At 41.9% G+C, this 396-nt stretch carries 2 protein-coding genes; both read right to left on the reverse strand.

Annotated elements, in window-relative coordinates; all coding sequences use genetic code 11:
- Positions 1-172 (reverse strand): integrase DNA-binding domain-containing protein (locus tag NE664_15235; GenBank protein ID MCQ4727985.1); only part of this gene is annotated, 172 nt, incomplete at its 3' end.
- 78 nt (positions 173-250) lie between these two features.
- Positions 251-396 (reverse strand): excisionase (locus NE664_15240; protein MCQ4727986.1); only part of this gene is annotated, 146 nt, incomplete at its 5' end.

Raw genomic sequence — 396 nt, forward strand, 5'->3', positions numbered from 1 at the left:
GTTTTTCCCGTTTTCCCTTTGGTGTCGGGTCTGTGGGTGTCAATCTCCAAGCATACACATATTTTGTGTTTCCAAATGCGTCCACATATTTATATAAGTATTTTCCGTCTGTTCGTTGGCTCTCTCCAGTATGCAGGATACGTCCTTTGCTATCCCGTCTATTTTCTTTCATGGTGTCTGCTCCTTTCCTTATTGGAAAGAGCCTTGATATGACTTGTGTTTATCATAACACATACAAGGCTCATTTGCATTAGATTGCGTCCAATTTGTCAATGACCTTTTCAAACTGTCGGCGTTTAATCTGTATGCGGTTGCCATTCATAATGAGCCAGCCAGCGTCCTTGTTTTCCTCTGCCAAGCGTCTTAACTTGTTTTCTCCGATACGGAAATACTTTG

The organism is Anaerotignum faecicola, assembly GCA_024460105.1.
GTDB lineage: Bacteria > Bacillota > Clostridia > Lachnospirales > Anaerotignaceae > JANFXS01.